This window comes from Thermomonas beijingensis (assembly GCF_020034655.1).
GTDB lineage: Bacteria > Pseudomonadota > Gammaproteobacteria > Xanthomonadales > Xanthomonadaceae > Thermomonas > Thermomonas beijingensis.
This window is the reverse complement of the sequence record NZ_JAIQDJ010000001.1, coordinates 465818-482945: the sequence shown is the minus strand read 5'-3', so window position 1 is coordinate 482945 and position 17128 is coordinate 465818. Positions and strand designations below refer to the sequence as shown.

Annotated in this window: 8 protein-coding genes; 3 read left to right on the top strand and 5 right to left on the bottom strand. The window is 62.9% G+C overall.

Translation table 11 applies throughout. From position 1 onward, the window contains the following. The first annotated feature begins 177 nt into the window (after nucleotides 1-177). Nucleotides 178-720 (top strand): NUDIX hydrolase, encoded by a 543-nt coding sequence (locus K7B09_RS02150; protein ID WP_223626277.1) that lies wholly within the window; start codon nucleotides 178-180, stop codon nucleotides 718-720. Here K7B09_RS02150 and yoaA read toward each other — a convergent pair. Continuing rightward, entirely contained in the window at nucleotides 717-2744 is a 2028-nt protein-coding gene (gene yoaA, locus K7B09_RS02145) for a DNA repair helicase YoaA (protein ID WP_223626275.1), read from the bottom strand. The genes K7B09_RS02150 and yoaA overlap by 4 nt on opposite strands. Next, entirely contained in the window at nucleotides 2741-5206 is a 2466-nt protein-coding gene (gene mrcB / locus K7B09_RS02140) for a penicillin-binding protein 1B (protein WP_223626273.1), read from the bottom strand. The genes yoaA and mrcB overlap by 4 nt, the downstream gene beginning before the upstream one ends. Nucleotides 5207-5312: 106 nt before the next feature. On the opposite strand from mrcB, the gene K7B09_RS02135 reads away from it, so the two are divergent. Next, nucleotides 5313-7403: a glycosyltransferase gene (locus tag K7B09_RS02135; protein ID WP_223626271.1), complete on the top strand. Its 2091-nt coding sequence runs from the start codon at nucleotides 5313-5315 to the stop codon at nucleotides 7401-7403. A gap of 19 nt (nucleotides 7404-7422) precedes the next feature. On the opposite strand, the gene K7B09_RS02130 is transcribed toward K7B09_RS02135, so the two are convergent. Both K7B09_RS02130 and K7B09_RS02125 read right to left on the bottom strand, forming a co-directional pair. Continuing rightward, nucleotides 7423-8940 carry a hypothetical protein gene (locus K7B09_RS02130; protein WP_223626269.1) on the bottom strand — a complete coding sequence of 506 codons (1518 nt, stop codon included), beginning with the start codon at nucleotides 8938-8940 and terminating at the stop codon, nucleotides 7423-7425. Next, entirely contained in the window at nucleotides 8937-11096 is a 2160-nt protein-coding gene (locus K7B09_RS02125; RefSeq protein ID WP_223626267.1) for a RelA/SpoT family protein, read from the bottom strand. Before K7B09_RS02125 ends, K7B09_RS02130 begins: the two co-directional genes overlap by 4 nt. A 146-nt stretch (nucleotides 11097-11242) precedes the next feature. Between K7B09_RS02125 and K7B09_RS02120 the strand changes: the two genes are divergently transcribed. Then, the gene (locus K7B09_RS02120; protein ID WP_223626265.1) at nucleotides 11243-13009 is read left to right on the top strand and encodes a chloride channel protein; all 1767 of its coding nucleotides are present in this window, start codon (nucleotides 11243-11245) and stop codon (nucleotides 13007-13009) included. 10 nt (nucleotides 13010-13019) lie between these two features. Here K7B09_RS02120 and hrpA read toward each other — a convergent pair whose 3' ends face one another. Beyond that, nucleotides 13020-17057 carry an ATP-dependent RNA helicase HrpA gene (hrpA, locus tag K7B09_RS02115; protein WP_223626263.1) on the bottom strand — a complete coding sequence of 1346 codons (4038 nt, stop codon included), beginning with the start codon at nucleotides 17055-17057 and terminating at the stop codon, nucleotides 13020-13022. Between the last annotated feature and the right edge of the window lie 71 nt (nucleotides 17058-17128).

Sequence of the window (17128 nt, the reverse complement as noted above, 5' to 3'; positions counted from 1 at the left end):
CGCCGCTTGGGCTGCACATCCCGCTTCGACGCACGGCCACGCGCCCGCTGCGCGGTCCGGCCCGGCACACGGTGCCGGGCGTTCGCAACCACGCGCAGCATGCTGCGCAGGCAGCGGTTGCTCGCCCATGGCGCGCTCGAACGCCACACCGCCACACGCCTGCGTTAGCATCGAGACATGAGCAACCTCAAACAAACCCTGTACGAAGGCCAATGGCTGCGGCTGGTGCGGATTGGCCATTGGGAATCCTGCGAGCGCACCCACGGGCAAGGTATGGCGGTGATCGTGATTGCGGTGACGCCGGCCGATGAGGTGCTGTTTGTCGAGCAATACCGCATTCCGCTGGGCGCACGCACCATTGAAATGCCAGCCGGCCTGGTCGGCGATGACCACGCGCAAGACACCTTGATGGATGCCGCTCGCCGCGAGTTGATCGAGGAAACCGGCTGGTCACCGGGCAAGGTGGACGTGCTGCTGATTGGCCCCACGTCCTCGGGCATGAGCAACGAACGCATCGCCTTCGTGCGTGCCCTTGAACTGGTGCGGGTGGGCGATGGCGGCGGGGTGGATGGCGAGGACATCATCGTGCATGCGGTGCCGCGCTGCGAAGCGCCGGCGTGGCTGATGCGCAAGCAAGCGGAAGGTTTCGAGCTGGACCTGAAATTATGGGCCGGGCTGTGGATGATCGACCACAACCCGGATGGCTCGCCGGCAGGCTAAGCCTGCGGGGGCGTGGCGAAGAAGGCTTGAATATCCGCCAATGCACGCGTGATGGGCAGCGGCGGTAGAGACTCCAAAAACACCCGGCCATACGACTTCTGGGTGAGCCTCGGGTCGCACAGCACCAACACCCCGCGGTCGGTTTCGGTGCGGATCAAGCGACCCGCGCCCTGCTTGAGCGCAATGACCGCTTGCGGCAATTGCTCGTCGCGGAACGGGTTGCCGCCAGCACGCCGGATGGCATCCAGGCGCGCTTCAAACACGGGGTCGTCGGGCGCGGCAAACGGCAGCTTGTCGATCACCACCACACTCAAGGCATCGCCGGCCACATCCACGCCTTCACGGAAACTGGCGGTGCCCAGCAGCACACCATTACCCGACTCGCGAAACCGTTGCAACAGCACATGGCGCGGCTCACTGCCCTGCACGAACAACGGCCACGGAGCATCCTTGAGCGCTTCGGCAGCTTCACGTAGTGCGCGATGCGAGGCGAACAGCAAGAACGCACGCCCAGCCGATGCCTGCAATACCGGCCGTACCGCCGCCAGCATGGCCTGCCCGTAGTCGCGCATTGCAGGCTCCGGCAAGTGGGTAGGCAAATAGCACAACGTTTGCCGATCCCAATCAAAGGGGCTGGGCTCGATCAACTCTTGCGCCTGTTCGATCCCCAGCCGCTGCGCCATGTGATGAAACCTCCCCTCCACCGCGAGTGTGGCCGAGGTGAACACCCACGCCGCGTTGGATTGCTCGCGATGCGTGCGCAATGGGGCCGAAACATCCAGCGGCGTGCGCTGCAATCGAAACCCGCGCGGGGTGAGTTCGTACCAATGCACAGAAAGGCGGGAAAGAGGCTCAGGTTCAGTTCCCGGCACGGGCACTGAACCTGAGCCTCTTTCTCCTCCATCACCCAACCAGCGCCGCAACCGCAATGCGTGGCCATGTGCGCGCACATGGCAAGCATCCAGCCCCGGTGCCGCTTGCCGCAAAGGGTCCAGCGCCGCTTGCAGATGCACCAATGCGTCCAGCAGCATGCCGAGTGCCGGCTCGACATCCACCTCATCCAACGCACGCCACGCTGTGCCACGCACCGGCAAGTTATCCATCGCCGCACGCAGGGCGCGGGTAGCCACTTCCAATGCCTGCGCGGGGGCCTGCACCGCAGCCAGCGCACCGGGCACGTCTTTGCATTCGCCAATGGCATCCCGCGCCAATTCCACCAAGGGGCGCGCGCCAATGCCTTCGCCAAAAAACTGGGCGGCCAGTTCTGGCAGCTGGTGCGCCTCATCGATCACAAAGGCCTGTGCGCCCGGCAGGATTTCGCCAAAGCCCTCCTGCTTCAACGCCAGATCGGCCAGCAGCAGATGATGGTTGACCACCACCACATCAGCGGCTTGCGCGCGTTGGCGTGCCTGCACCACGAAACAGTCGCCCCAGAATGGGCAGTCGGTGCCCAAGCAGTTATCGGTAGTGGAGGTCACCATCGGCAACAATGGCGAATCTTCCGGTAATGAGTCCATTTCCGCCAGATCGCCACTGTGGGTGCGTCCACTCCAGGCTACGATGCGCTGGAATTGCGAAACCTGTTCACGGCTTTGAAAACGTGATTCACCCTTGGCCTGCTCCATCCGATAGCGGCACAAATAGTTGGCGCGGCCTTTCAGCAGTGCCGATTTCAGGCCGACCCCCAAGGCATCGCGCACACGCGGCAGATCACGCTGATAGAGCTGGTCTTGCAGCGCGCGGGTGCCGGTGCTGATGATCGTTTTCATCCCAGACAACAGCGCCGGCACCAGATAGGCAAAGGTCTTGCCGGTACCAGTCCCCGCTTCGGCCAGCAGCAATTGACGCCCTTCGAAGGCATCCGCTACGGCCACTGCCAAGCGCTGTTGGGCGGGGCGCGGGTGAAAGCCTGGCAATGCCTGTGCCAATGCTGACTCGGCAGCTAGCGCCGAAAAGCTGGCGCGCCCCAATCGGGAACTGCCTGCGTGATTGGTGGCAATACGGGATGGTGGGACCGACGTCATTGCGTGGGCCGGGGTGGCGTGTCTGCCGGTGAAGGCCGCTTGGCTGGGTCGCCGCCGCCAAAGAAATTGCGGATCGCCTCACCCGCACGCTCCAGTGGGTTGCTACTACCATCGTCGGGCGCAGGCGTGATCGGATTGCCGAATTCGTCCACTTCCACCGGTGGCGCGTACTGGCAGGGCTGGTAAGCCGGCGCAAAACCTGCCACGAATGGAAAGCGGCGCGCATTCGGGCAGCCGGGGTCGGTGCTCTGCCCGTCCTGAATCCAGCGCCAATCAATGCCGTCATCGGACAACCGTAACGGCGCGCTTGGCAGGTGTTGGAAAATCTCCGACCACACCCGCATTCCACCGGTGGCGCCATACAGCCCGGTGGCCAGATTTTGATCGTTACCCACCCACACCACCGCCAATTGGTCGCCGGTGTAGCCGGCATACCAACTATCGCGACCGTCATTGCTGGTGCCGGTCTTGCCGGCCGGTGCCAACCGACCCAGGCCATCCCGCATCAGTGCATGCGCCGTGCCGGAGGTGACAACGTATTGCAGCGCATTGCCTACCAGCCTTGCCGCGACCGCATCGCCCTTTTGTGCCGGTGGAGCATCGCTGTCATAGCGTTTGATGGCGCGACCTTGTGCATCCAATACACCGCGCACCGCATGCAGCGGCTGGATTTCACCGCCAGAGGCAAGAAATTGATACAGCTGCGCCATGGCATACGGGCTTTGATCCACCGCACCCAGAATCAAGGAAGGCTGCGGAGGCGCTTCAATCCCGGCCAAAGTCCGAATCAGGCTGGCCAAACGCTGCGGTTGCACTTGCATCCCCAAGCGCACGGTAGCTTGGTTGTAACTTTGCGCCAACGCGCTCATCAAGGCCACGCTGCCATGGCTGCGGCCATCGGAATTGCCGGGTGTCCAGTTGCGGCCCCTGCCCAGACCCACACTGATGGGGGCATCGCTGATCGGGCTGGCCAACGACCATTGGTCCGGTTGCGCCAACGCCAACAGGTACACGAACGGCTTGAGCAGCGAACCCACCGGCCGACGCGCATCCACCGCACGGTTGAAGCCAGCCTCGGTGAATTCACGGCTGCCGACCACTGCCAGCACGTCGCCGTTATGCACATCGGTGACCACCAGCCCGGATTGCAGGGTTGGGCGACCTTTGACACTCAACGATTTCAGCGTGCGCGCTACCGCCGCTTCGGCATAGCCCTGTGCAGACGGTGCCATCCCGGTCATCACCGACAGGCCGGCCCCGGACAGTTGATCGGCCGGGTAATCGCGCGCCAATTGTTTGCGCACCAAATCGACATACGCCGGGAAGCGATTGGCGGCCAGATTGCCGGCGTTGGGCGTCACGCCCAGTGGCGCTTTGCTGGCGCGCTGGTATTCGGCATCGTTGATCAGCCCGGTTTCGCGCATTTCACCCAGCACGAAATTACGCCGCTCGGTGGCGCGCTCCGGGTTGCGCCGCGGGTTGTACCAAGACGGCCCCTTGACCATGCCAATCATCAGCGCGATTTGTTCGGTGGACAAATCGCGCAACTCCTTGCCGAACCAGAATTCGGATGCTGCAGCAACGCCACGAATCGATTGTGAGCCACGCTGGCCCAAATCCACTTGATTGAAATACGCCTCCAGAATGGTGCGCTTGTCGTAGCGCGCATCCAGCAGCAAGGCGTACAAGATTTCCTTGAACTTGCGGCTATAGGTTTGCTCTTTGCCGATCCCCAATAACCCGCTGCGCGCCAGCTGCTGGGTCAAGGTGCTGGCACCCTGCTTGGTGTCGCCACCAGATTTCACATTGACGAAAACGGCACGCAACATGCCGCCCACATCAATCCCGATGTGATGATTGAAGTCACGGTCTTCGACCGCCTGCAGTCCAGTGACCAATAGCTCGGGCACTTCCTCAATCCGTACCAGCCGGCGCTCTTCCTGATTTTGGCCATACAGCGTTGCAATCCGCGCCGGATCCAAACGTGCGCTGCGCAGGTTACGGCGCCCGCCACTGTCGCGAATGGACGTGACCTGATCGCCTTGCAGCACTACCGTCAACGCCATCGGCGCCACCCGGCCATCAACATCGTCATAGCCCCGGCTGGAAATTGCCCAAGTTGCGCCGTTGTGCGCATAACTCCCTGCACGGCGACCATCGCCCGGCCGATAACCGGCGGCATCCAGCTCGGCCTTCAAGGTAGGCGCGTCCATCGCCAAACCCTGTCGCAACAACAGCGGGCGCGCATAGACGCGGGTAGGAATCTGCCAACGCAACTGACCGAATCGCTCGCCCACTTCATGATTGAGATACAGCAGATAGGGGATCAGAAAGCCCAGCACCAGCGCCGTGGCCGCAAGCCCTCCAATCAGCAATCGCCGCCGCCAACTGGTTCCGTCGGCGGCATCGGCTGCGGGAGTTGCATCGTTCAGGTCGTCGTCTTCGTCGTGGATACGGGGCATTGGCGGGTATTCGGTCGCGGGATGCGACAATGAACGATGAGTCTAGCGCAGCCATCGCTGCCTACATGTGCGGTTTCCCCCCATTCTTGTGCAGGAGTTCAGCCACATGCCGATCCTGATTGAAGCGCGCTTTTGGTGGCAGCGCGCACAGGGATTGTGGCGACGCGGTGTAACCAGCCTGCGCACACGCGGGCTGGCGGCCAGTGCACAACGGCTTGCACTGCATTTGCATCATCCAACGCCCAGTGTCCGTGCACTGTATGCACCCCAGTCAACTCCATTTGCGCCATTCCACATGGCCAGTGCAGCGCAGCCGCAGGTCAGCCTGATTATTCCGGTCTACGGCGCTTGGGCCCATACCCTGGCCTGCCTGCGCGCGCTAGCCGAGCACCCACCCCTGATACCGTTTGAGGTCATCGTGGTAGATGACGCCTCACCGGATGACTCTTTGCAGCTCCTGCGGCAAATTGAAGGCATAAGAGTGCATGCGCGCAGCGAAAATGGTGGCTTTATCGCCGCCTGCAACGATGGTGCAGGGCTGGCCCAAGGCGAACATCTGGTGTTCCTCAACAACGATACGGTGCCGCAACCGGGTTGGCTGGATGCACTGTTGGCAACCTTCGCCCAGCACCCGGAGGCGGGCTTGGTGGGCGCGCAATTGGTGTACCCGAATGGTCGCTTGCAAGAAGCGGGAGCAGTGGTATTTGCCGATGGCAGTGCCTGGAACTACGGACGCCTGGATGACCCGGCGCGCTGCCAATACAATTATTTGCGTGATGCCGATTACCTCAGCGGTGCCGCCATCGCCATCCCGCATGCATTGTTTGAACAACTGGGCGGGTTTGATACGCGCTATGCGCCGGCCTATTACGAAGACACCGACCTGGCCTTCGCGGTGCGCGCCGCCGGCAAGCGTGTGTTGTATCAGCCCGCCGCAGTCGTGGTGCATGACGAAGGCAGCAGTGCCGGAACCGATCTCAGCTGCGGGCCCAAAGCGGCGCAGGTACGCAATCGTGCGGTGTTTGCCGGCAAGTGGCAGGCCGCGTTAGCCACGCAGCCAGCGGCCGGCAGCATCCCCACGCCCGGGTTGTTGCATCGCCAGCAGCGGCAAGTCCTGATCATCGATGCGCTGACCCCGCAACCCGATCGCGACTCCGGTTCGCTACGGCTGCGCAACATCATCCAAGTCCTGATCGAAGAAGGTGCGCATGTGCTATTCGTGCCTGCCAATCGTAGTGCCAATGGCGACTACACCCGCGCATTGCAAGCGATGGGCGTGGAAGTTTGGTATGCCCCGTCGATGCCACGTTGGCCTGCATGGCTACGCGAGCACGGTCCGCGCCTGCATGCGGTGATGACGTGCCGGCATTACGTGGCCAGCGAACTATTCCCGCTACTGCGCAAATTTGCGCCGCAGGCACGGTTGATTTTCGACACCGTGGATCTGCATTACTTGCGTGAACAGCGGGCAGCGCAATTACGTGGCGATGCCGCTGGCTTGCGCGCTGCCGAGCTCACCCGCAAAGCCGAGCTAGGCTTGATTGCACGGGCGGATGTCAGTGTGGTGGTCAGCCATATCGAACGCGCATTGCTGGTACAAGAACTGCCGAACGCCCAAGTGCAAGTATTGTCCAATGTGCATGCACCAGCGCCTGCCGGGCCGGGCCGGGCGGAACGAGCCGATTTATTGTTTGTTGGCGGGTTCAGGCATCCACCGAATGTGGATGCGGTGCATTGGTTCGTGGCTGATGTACTTCCTTTGATCCATGCCCGACGCCCTGACATTGCGCTGCACTGCATTGGTGCGGATGTGCCTGACAGTATTGCCGCATTGTCTGGCACGGCGGGTGTACGCATCCATGGCCATGTCCCGGATTTGCAGCGATGGCTGGATGCCTGCCTGGTGTCGGTCGCCCCGTTGCGCTTTGGCGCGGGAGTCAAAGGCAAGATCAATCAGGCGATGGCGCATGGCTTGCCGGTGGTCGCCACGCACTGTGCGGTGGAAGGCATGCATCTGCAGGATGGCAGCGATGTGCTGGTAGCCAGCGATGCCAACGCCTTCGCGCAAGCGGTAATTCGCTTGCACGACGACACCGCACTGTGGGAACAACTGGCCGCGAATGGTCGTGCCAATGTGGCGCAGCATTTTTCGCTCGAGTCCGCCAGACCTACGCTGCGCCACCTGTTCTTGGACTGAGGTTGTTGGCGGATACCGGCTACTTCAATGCCGACCCGATCCGTTGCAAACGATGCGTCAATGCCTCGCTACCGGGCACATCCGCATCCACTTGCTGCGCGCGCTCCAGTGCAGTGCGTGCGCCGCGGACATCGCCTGCACGCAAGCGCTCATCACCCACCGCCAACCAGCGCTCCGCCAAGCGCCGCTGCGCAGACAACAAGGCAGGTTCATTGGGGGCCAATTGCCGCCATGCATCCAGGCATTCGCGTGCGCGCCCCAAGTTGTTATCGCGCATTGCCGTGGTATGACAAGTGTGTGCCGCCAACTGCATTTCCTGCAGCGCATGTTGCACACGCGGATCGTTGGGGGCCAATGCACGTGCCTCGCGCAGGCGATCCCAAGCGCTCTCTCCAGGTGGCGTCAACCAATGACCCCGCGCCTGCGCGTGCTGGGCCTGGGTTAGCAACTTGGCCACTTTCGCACGCCCTTGCATAGTCACCACCTGCGGGCGTTGCGGCTGGATGCGGCTGGCCGCCTGCAGGCTGCGTTGAACTTGCTGACGGCGGTCAGTGGCAACACCGGCCTGTTCGGCAAGCTCCAACAAACGCCGGGCTTGATCAAAGCGCGATGCCGCAATCGCCACGTTGGCGGCATGCAGCAGTGCATCGTCCAACCCGGTGGCACACAGCTCTGGCAATGGCACGCCTGGCACAGCCGATAAAGGTTGGCAGAGCTGCACCGCGGCCTCCCATTGCTGGTGGTGCAACATGCGTTGCAGCTGCTGATTGCGGCGTGTTTGCGCCTGAGTGAGTCCTGCATGCAATGCCGGCAGCACCGGGTGCCCCGGATCGGCGGCCTCGACCCGCTGCAACAATGCAGCGATCTGTGCCAAATCCCCCCCAGCCAATACCTTTGCAGCAGGCTGTGTCAGCGCATCCAACGCATCTTCGCGCCCATCCAACGCACGTTGATTGCGCGGTTGTCGCAGCAATACCTGCTGATACAACGCCAATGCCGCGTCAGGGCCATCGTCCAAATGCCCTTGCATCAATGCAGATTGCGCACGCTGTAGCAGCAGCTCGATGCTGTCTGCCCGGGTAGGAATCTCCGATAGCCGCGCCTGCAGCGCATTGATACGCGCCAGCGGGGCTTGCAATGTCTGGGCCAACTGCAGCGAGGCTTGCGCTTGTGCGGTGTGGCCTGCGCGAATCTGCGCATCGGCACGCGCCATTGCGGCTTGCGCCACGCGCTCCAGGCCTTCGCGCGCTTCCAATTGATCCGGTTGCAGTGCCAGCGCCGCCTCAAACAATTCACGCGCACCGCTGCCATCGGCAGCGCTTAACCTGCCGGCCTGCAAGGCCAGCTCTGCGCGCTGGCGCAGTGCGTCATAGCGCGGATCCGGCCATAGCCAACGTCCCAGCGCATTGTGGAACAGCAGTGCCGCCAGCACTGCCAGCAGCACGCTGGCCGCCAAGACCAGCAGCAGTTGCCGCCAGCGCTGCGGCAGCGCCCGCCATTGCTTGCGCCAGTCTGCACCCGGGCGCGCTGCGCTCATGCGCGCTGCGCAGACTCGATGCCGGGCAACGATTCCAGCCGCGCCAGCAGCAGCCCCAACTGTTCGAAATCATTGACCCGTGCCCGCAACTGCACGCGCACCCGGCCCTGGTTGCCGCGCAGGTGTTCGGTATTGAGCCCGGTGACGTGCACGCCGATTTGCGCCACCAGTGTGGTGATGTCCTTGAGCAGCCATTTGCGGTCGATGGCTTCGATGTTCACGCTGACCTCTTGCCCGCTGCGGCGCGTGCCCCACTCCACCGGCAACACCCGCGCCGGCTCCTTGCCGGCCAGCCGCAGGAATGCGGCACACTCCGGGCGATGCACACTGATGCCGCGGGTGCGGGTCAGATAGCCCACGATGGCCTCCCCCGGCAGCGGCTGGCAACAGCGCGCCACCTGCACCAGCAAGTTGTCCACGCCTTGTACGGTGACGGCACCACTGCCAGGCGTGGCCGGTGGCGCGGGCTTGCTTGGCAGTAAAGGAATGCCGGGTTCGGGCTCTTGTGCGGCTTTTTCCAAATCCAGCAGGGCCCGACCCACCTGGTTGGGCCCCACGTCGCCCAGTGCCACCAGCACCAGCAGGTCGTCCTCGGTCTGCGCGTTGAAGCGCGCCAGCACCGGCGTCAACTCCGCGTGCAGCAGGCCCATCCGGCGCAAATCACGGTCCAGCAATTCGCGCCCGGCTTGCAGATTGCGGGCGCGGTCCAGCTTGTTGAACCAGGCCCGTACTTTGTCGCGCGAACGGCTGCTGGCCAGAAAGCCGGCGCTTTGCTGCAGCCAGTCGCGGCGCGGCTCCGCCACTTTGCCAGTCAGGATTTCCACGCGCTCACCGGTGCGCAGCGCATGGGTCAGCGGCACGATGCGGCCATCCACTTTTGCACCCCGGCAGCGGTGGCCCACCATGCTGTGGATGGCATAGGCGAAGTCGAGCACGGTCCCACCTTGCGGCAGATCCAGCACCTCGCCTTTGGGTGTCAACGCGTACACACGATCTTCGATCAGGTCGCTGTCGATGCCTTGCAGCGGCACCGCATCCCCTTCACCGGCGGCATCTGCAGCCTGCTCCAGCATGTTGCGCATCCATGCAATGCGCTTGTCCATCGCCGCCCCGCCGGCGCTGCTGCCTTCCTTGTAGCGCCAGTGCGCGGCCACGCCCAGCTCCGACTGCGCATGCATCTCACGGGTGCGGATTTGCACCTCCACCGTTTTGCCTTCAGGGCCAATCACGGCGGTATGCAAGGAGCGATAGCCATTGGGTTTTGGGCGTGCGATGTAATCATCAAACTCGCTGGGGATCGGCACCCACAAGGCATGCACCAACCCCAATACCGCATAGCAGGTGGGCAGGTCATCCACCAATACGCGCAGTGCACGTAGGTCGTACAGCTCTTCTATCGGCAGCGCCTTGCGCTGCATTTTTTTCCAGATGCTGTAGATGTGCTTGGGCCGGCCAGCCACATCGGCGTGGATGCCTTGCTCGGCCACGCTGTCCCGCAATTGTGCCTTGACCAGTTCGATATAGCGCTCGCGGCCGCTGCGGTTATCGTCCAGCGATTGCGCAATGCGCAGATAGTCATCGGCCTGCAAGACGCGAAACGCCAGATCCTCCAGCTCCCACTTGAGTTGCCAGATACCCAGCCGGTTGGCCAGCGGCGCATGAATATCGCGGGTCATTTTCGCCAGTGCGCGCTGCTCCTCCAGCGGCAAGCGCCACGCTGCACGCATGCGTGAGAGTTGGCGCGACAACACAATCGGGATCACCCGCAAATCGCGCACCAGCGCCAGCAATAGCCGCCGCATCCCCTCCGGATTGCGGCCGCCACCGTGGCTGCGATGCAAGGCCCACACCCGGCTGGCAGCGCGCTGGCCTTCCAGCAAAACATGCAAGCGCTCCGGGATTTCCACCGCAGCCTGTTTGGCAAGCACTTCCACATCGACCAGCGCGTCCAGCAAGGTGGCCGCCAGCACTTCGGCATCTGCATTCAGTCCGGCCAGGACGGTCAATGTATCCGCCAGCACATCGGCGCGGTCACGCATCGGCACGCCAGCGTCGGCTTGCGCCAACCAGAAACCGGCCAATGCCGCAGGCAGCGCATCCTTTGGCAGGTGCGCCAGCGCATTGGCATACGATGGGGTCAGGATTGCTTTCGACATCTGCCTACAGTAGCGGCCCGCTGCGACAGCGGCCAGCATTCCGGGCCGTTCATGGCATCACACGACGTGTAGCGCGCTTGCTCTAGACTACCCGCCCCCTCCCTCTGACGCTTTGCCCGCCCTGCATGCAGCTTGACGCCGATCGAATGTCTGCGCGCCGGCATGTGCGCTCGCTGGCATCGTTGCTACGCGAGAGTTTTCGTACCCGCGACGACGCCTTCCTGTTGCTGGCCTTGCTGGTCGGCCTGCTCGCGGGCGCATTGTCACTGCTGCAAGGCGCGCTGGCCCACGCGCTGCAAGCCTGGTGGTATGGCCTGCCGGGTGACGGGGACCGGCTAAGTGCACTGACGCACCTAAACGCGTGGAAGCTGTTGGCGCTGCCGCTGTTTGGCATCCCCATTGGTCTGATCAGCCTGTTTGCCCGCGCCCGCAAGCGCCAGTTGGTGGATGCGGTGGAAGCCAATGCCCTGCATGGCGGCCGCATGTCGATGCGCGACAACCTGATCGTGGCAACCCAAACCATCCTCTCCAACGGCTGCGGCGCCTCGGTAGGGCTGGAAGCTGCTTACGCGCAGATGGGCGCGGGGGTCGGCTCGCAACTGGGCCGCGTATTGCGCCTGCGGCGTGCCGACATCCGTACTCTCGTCGGCACCGGCGCCGCTGCCGCTATTGCCGCCGCATTCGACGCCCCGCTGGCCGGCGCGTTTTATGGCTTCGAAGTAGTCATCGGTGCCTACACACCGGCTGCACTGGCGCCGGTTGCCGTGGCGGTGCTGGGTGCGGTGGCCGTGCGCGCCGCCGCTGGAGTGCAATTGCCGATGCTGCCTGCCCCTGCCGACATCGGTCTGGAGTTTCGCGACTACGCGCTCTACATCCTGCTGGGCGTGGCCAGTGCGCTGGTAGGTATTGCGATCATGCGACTGGTGACGTTGATTGAACAGGGGGTTGAACGTACCCGCCTGCCACGTTGGCTGCGGCCCATGATGGGCGGTTTCCTGCTGATCCCGCTGGCCATGTGGACCCCGCAGGTACTCTCGTCCGGCCACGGTGCGCAGCATGTGGACCTGACCGTCCAGCAGCCGTTGCAATGGCTGGCACTGCTGCTGGCACTGAAGTGCCTGGCTTCGGCCATCTCACTGGGTTTTGGCTTTCGCGGCGGATTATTTTTCGCCTCCCTGTTCACCGGCACCCTACTCGGCGCGGTATTCGCCAAACTGCTGGCGCTGGCGTTCGGGCACCCGCCGCTGGATGAAACCGGTGCGGCACTGATTGGGATGGCGGCACTGTCGGCGGCGATTGTGGGCGCGCCCATGACCATGGCCATGCTGGTACTGGAGAGTACCCACGATTTCGCACTCACCAGCGGCGCAATCGCAGCGGTACTGGTGTCCAGTTCGATGACCCGCCGGATCTTCGGGTTCTCGTTCTCGACTTGGCGCTTCCATCTGCGCGGCGCTGAAATCCGTAGCGCACGTGACGTGGGCTGGGTCAGCGCACTCACCGCCGGCAAGATGATGCGGCGCGGCCCAGAAACCATGTTGGCGTCGATGACGGTGGCGCAAGCGCGGCAAAAATTACCGTTGGGTGCCACTACCCGCATCGTATTGGTGGATGCGCAGGCGCATTACGTCGGGATTGTGGTGCTGGCCGATCTCTATGCCGACGGCGTCAAGCTGCAGGCCCCCGTGCAGGACTACGCGCAAAGCCGCGCCAATGCCTTGGCCGCCGATGCTGATGCACTTGCAGTGATGCGGCAATTTGATAGCAGCCAAAGCGACGAACTTGCAGTGCTGGATGAACAGCGGCACGTGCTTGGGGTGCTATCGGAACGCTTCGTCCGCAAGCGTTATGCCGAAGAATTGGAACGCCAGCAGCGCGAATTGCTGGGTGAGCGCGTGGATGACCCTACTTGAAGCACGTCGTTCAATGACGCTGCAAGCGCTGCACGCGTGCGGCCAGACGTTTCGGTGACACCCCGCCTTTCACGCCCAATTCCTGTGCAAATAATTGCACGCGCAGTTCTTCCAGCTCCCAGCGCAACGCCTGCGTTTCGGGGTCGGCGGGATTCGCGCTTGCCAGCGCATCGGCAAATGGCTTGAGTTCCAGCAGCCGCGCCTGATCGCGCACCGGGTCGCGCTGGGCGCGTTCGCCGCGCAGCGAGAGCGCTTTCAACCAGCGCGGGTATTCGGCCAAGGCTTGCGCCGGCGTATCGCGCAAAAAGCCGGGCGGCGTCAGCGCTTCCAACTGGCCACGCATGTCATCCAGGTTGGCGCTGGCCCAGCCCATCAACGTTGATTCCAATTTGCCGCGTACCTCGGCCACCAGGGTCAGAATCGCATCGGCCTGTTTCAGCCGCTGCATCGCTTCTGCAAACACGCCTTTGCCGATGACATCGCAGCACTGGCCGAAGGCAGTGGCATCGCGCACGTCCAGCAAGCCATCGGCACTCAACGCAGCAAACGCGCCATCGACCAAATCGGCGCGCAAGCGATCGCTATCCTTCAAGCCATCCTTGCGTGGCGCAGCCGACTCGATCGCCGCATACAGCAGTGAAATCTTCGGCTGCACCGGCAATTGCTTGCGCGCCTGTTTGCATTTATCGGCCAGTGCAATCGCCAGCAACCGGCGCACCCCCTGTGGGTGCAGACGCTCGGCCATTTCGCGCTGCGCATGCACCTGCAGCGACACCGTTGCGCCATCGTCCTGCAAGGCCGGGTACGCCGGCACCCCCCCCACGCCGGGCACGGTGTGCGGTACCGGTTGCAGCGGAAACTGGGTCATGCCTTCCGTAGTCATGCCTTGTGCGGCATGTTGCGCAAACGCATCGGCCGCGCGCTTGCCAAAGCGTGCCCGCAAGTCGTCCAGATTGCGGGATTCGGCCAGCACATGGTTGCCCTCCAACAGGCGCAGATTGGCGTGCAGATGCGGCTCCAACGCGGCGGCATCGAAGTCCATCGCACCGATCTCCACGCCGGAAAGTTTTTTCAGGAAGCGCGCCAATGCACCGTCGATGGCATCGGCATCCGGTTGCGGAAACGCATCCGCGAAGGCCCGCGCAAATTCGGGGGCCGGCACGACATTGCGGCGAATGACTTTCGGCAATGTCTTGATCAACGCCGCCGCCTTGTCTTCCACAAACCCAGGCGCCAGCCACGACAAGCGCGCCGCATCCAGCGCATTCAACAGATGCAGCGGCACCACCACCGTCATGCCGCCGTCCACCGCGCCCGGCTCGAAGCGGTAGTGCACCGCCAGCCGCGCATCGCCCAATGGCAGATACGCAGGGAAGCGCGCTGCATCGCTCTGGTCAGCCACCAAGAGTTCGTCGCGGCTCCACTCCAGCGCCGCTTTCTGCTCTTTCGACAATGTCCCGAACCATGCTTCCAATGCCTGCGTGTTGTGGATGTGCACCGGCAAGCGATCCAGATACCAACGCGCCTGCCAGTCTTCATCCACCACCAGTCCCACACGCCGCTGCTTGGCTTCTTCCTGCTGCGCTAATTCCAAGGTGCGCAAATTGCGCGCAACAAAGCTGCTGCGCATGTTGATCTCGCCGGTCAACAGCGCATCGCGCACAAAGATGGCGCGGCTCTCTTCGGGAAACAGCGCGCCATAGTGAATGGGTTTTTTCGGCGCCAATACCAAACCGAACAAGCTGATCTGCTCGCTGCCCAATACGCGGCCCTGCGCGCGCGACCAATGCGGGTCGTGCTGGCGGCGCGCCAACAAATGCGGCAATTCGGCGATCACCCAATCCGGCTCGATCCCGGCATTGGTCAGCGCCCACACTTTTTCGGTATCCAGCAGGTTGGCCGAAAGCACCCATGGCGGCGGCTTGGATGCCAATTTCGAACCGGGGAACAAGGCAAATTTGCGCCCACGTGGGCCATCGAACACGCCTTTGTCACTGCGATGGCCAATCTGCGTGGGCAGGCCGGCGATCAGTGCACGGTGGAGGGCGCAGAACTGCGCTGCCCCCCCATTGGAAAGAGTGCTCGCATCCGCTTTTGGCACTGTTCCCGGCAACATTTCCTTGCGGGATTCATCCACGCCCGACTTCGGTTGCCGGGACCTGTTCTCTGACCCCGTTTTCGCCCAAAGCTCCTCGCACTGCAACTTCAATTGCCGATGCAGTTCCCACCATTCGCGCAAGCGCAAAAAGCCAAGGAAATGTTTGTCGGCCCATTTGCGTAATTGCGATTGGGTGAGCTCTTCATGCGCCGTGCGGTAGGCCTGCCACAGCTTCAAAATACCCACAAACTCGGACTTGCCATCGACAAATTCCGCATGCGCGGCATCGGCTGCACCGCGCGCATCGGCAGGGCGCTCGCGTGGGTCTTGGATGCCCAGGAAACTGGCAATTACCAGCATGTCGTGCAGCACGCCATGCGTGCGTGCGGCCACCAACATGCGCGAGAGCTTGACGTCCACCGGCAGTTTGGCCATCTGCTTGCCAATCGCAGTGAGCTTGCGCTGCGGATCGACGGCACCCAACTCGGACAACTGCTGCCAACCATCGGCAATCGCACGCGGATCGGGTGGCTCCAAAAATGGAAACTGCTCGATGTCACCCAACCCCAGCGACAGCATCCGCAAAATCACGCCACCCAATGCGGCGCGGCGGATTTCCGGATCGGTAAATTCGGGGCGTGCTGAAAATTCCGCTTCGGAATACAAGCGAAAACACACACCCGGCGCAATCCGCCCGCAGCGGCCAGCACGCTGATTGGCGCTGGCTTGCGACACCGCTTCGATATGCAGGCGATCCAACTTCTGGCGCGGGCTGTAACGCTTCACTCGCGCCACGCCGGGGTCGATGACGAAGTGGATGCGTGGCACCGTCAACGAGGTTTCCGCCACATTGGTGGCCAACACGATGCGTCGCTGCGGACCGGGGTGGAACACACGATCCTGGTCTTTGGCCGATAACCGCGCATACAGCGGCAGTACTTCGGTATGCCGATATTTGCGCCGTTCCAGTGCTTGGTGCACATCGCGAATTTCGCGCTCACCGGGCAAGAAAATCAGCACATCGCCAATGGATTTCTCGCGCTGGATTTCATCGCAGGCGGCGACGATGCCGGAAACAGGGTCAGGATCACTTCTTGCCAACGCCTGCTTGCTTCCCGATTGGGTTGCATCAGACAGCGACTCTGACCCCATGTCCCGATAGCGCATCTCCACCGGATAGCCGCGCCCCTCGACACTCACCACGGGCGCACCCCCGAAGTGTGCGGAGAAACGCCCGGTATCAATCGTGGCCGAGGTGACAAGCAGCTTCAGGTCGGGTCGCCGCGGCAGCAGTTGCTTCAGATAGCCCAGCAGGAAATCAATATTGAGACTGCGCTCGTGCGCTTCGTCGATGATCAGCGTGTCGTACTTCGACAACCAACGGTCGGTCTGGATTTCCGCCAGCAAGATACCGTCGGTCATGAACTTGATCGCGGTTTGCTCGCTCACCGCATCGTTGAAGCGCACCTGAAACCCCACCGCACCGCCGATGGGCACCTGCAATTCTTCAGCCACCCGCCGCGCCACCGAACGCGCCGCAATCCGGCGCGGCTGGGTGCAACCAATCACCCCGGCCGCGCCGCGCCCGGCCAACAGGCACAGCTTGGGCAGTTGCGTGGTCTTGCCGCTGCCGGTTTCACCGGCAATCACCACCACCTGGTGACGGCGGATCAATTCGATGATGTCGTCGGCGTGGGCGGCAATCGGCAAGCTGTCATCGATGGTTGCGCCGGGAAGCTGCGTGGCGCGCTGCGCACAGGCGGCCACCGAGACTTGCAACGCTTCAACCATTGCGGCGCGCAGTGCGGCATCTGCAGGGTTGGCCTGCCATTTCGACAGCAGCCCCAGCAAACGCCCACGGTCACGCGTCAACGCGGCGCTGATCCACGCCCTTGCCTGGCGCGGTGTTTGCACGGCCCCTGGCTTGAATTGAGTATCGATAGCGCGCATCTATGAATGACAGTGATATGTTGAATTTCAAGTTGTCGCAAAACCCGCGTATTGTCGCCGCAAGCCCGCTT

What these genes read in the sequence shown, in the direction of transcription:
- K7B09_RS02150 (WP_223626277.1), top strand. Translation starts at nt 178, where the DNA reads ATGAGCAACCTCAAACAAACCCTGTACGAAGGCCAATGGCTGCGGCTG.
- yoaA (WP_223626275.1), bottom strand. Translation starts at nt 2,744, where the DNA reads ATGACGTCGGTCCCACCATCCCGTATTGCCACCAATCACGCAGGCAGT.
- mrcB (WP_223626273.1), bottom strand. Translation starts at nt 5,206, where the DNA reads ATGCCCCGTATCCACGACGAAGACGACGACCTGAACGATGCAACTCCC.
- K7B09_RS02135 (WP_223626271.1), top strand. Translation starts at nt 5,313, where the DNA reads ATGCCGATCCTGATTGAAGCGCGCTTTTGGTGGCAGCGCGCACAGGGA.
- K7B09_RS02130 (WP_223626269.1), bottom strand. Translation starts at nt 8,940, where the DNA reads ATGAGCGCAGCGCGCCCGGGTGCAGACTGGCGCAAGCAATGGCGGGCG.
- K7B09_RS02125 (WP_223626267.1), bottom strand. Translation starts at nt 11,096, where the DNA reads ATGTCGAAAGCAATCCTGACCCCATCGTATGCCAATGCGCTGGCGCAC.
- K7B09_RS02120 (WP_223626265.1), top strand. Translation starts at nt 11,243, where the DNA reads ATGTCTGCGCGCCGGCATGTGCGCTCGCTGGCATCGTTGCTACGCGAG.
- hrpA (WP_223626263.1), bottom strand. Translation starts at nt 17,057, where the DNA reads ATGCGCGCTATCGATACTCAATTCAAGCCAGGGGCCGTGCAAACACCG.